1 protein-coding gene is annotated in these 464 nt (G+C 59.5%); it reads left to right on the plus strand.

Annotation, left to right across the window (positions count from 1 at the left end):
- Window positions 1–339: ExbD/TolR family protein (locus tag B3M53_RS02500; RefSeq protein ID WP_286799591.1), on the plus strand; the 339-nt coding region annotated here is incomplete at its 5' end.
- Window positions 340–464: the final 125 nt, after the last annotated feature.

Here is a 464-nt window from a genome sequence, read left to right on the forward strand (position 1 = left end):
ATCCTGCTCATCTTCTTCATCGTCACGGCGACCTTCCTGCAGGAGCAGGGGATTGATATGCGTCCCCCGCCCCCGTCGGATAATCAGGACACCGAGCCGAACCCGGTGATTCTGGTCCAGGTGAACGACCGCAATCAGGTCTTCGTCAACCAGGATCCCACCAGTGAACTTCGTGTGCTGGCGGCAGTGTCGCGCATTCGGGCCGAACAGCCTGATTCCGCGGTGCTGATCGAAGTGGCCGACGAAGCCCGGCACGGCACGATCGTCCTGATCTGGGATGAGATGAAGGCGAACAGCATTCCCGTTTCAATCACTCGCGCCGAAGGCGGCGAGGGATAACGGACCGGGAGAGGAGACAAGCCAATGGCTCGCCGACAAAGCCGCGTGCTGCAAGATGACGAAGAAGTCCAGCTGGACATGACGCCGATGCTCGACGTCGTGTTCATCCTGCTCATCTTCTTCAT

The sequence above is a fragment of the Oceanicaulis sp. UBA2681 genome (genome assembly GCF_002354675.1).
GTDB classification, from domain to species: Bacteria; Pseudomonadota; Alphaproteobacteria; order Caulobacterales; family Maricaulaceae; genus Oceanicaulis; species Oceanicaulis alexandrii.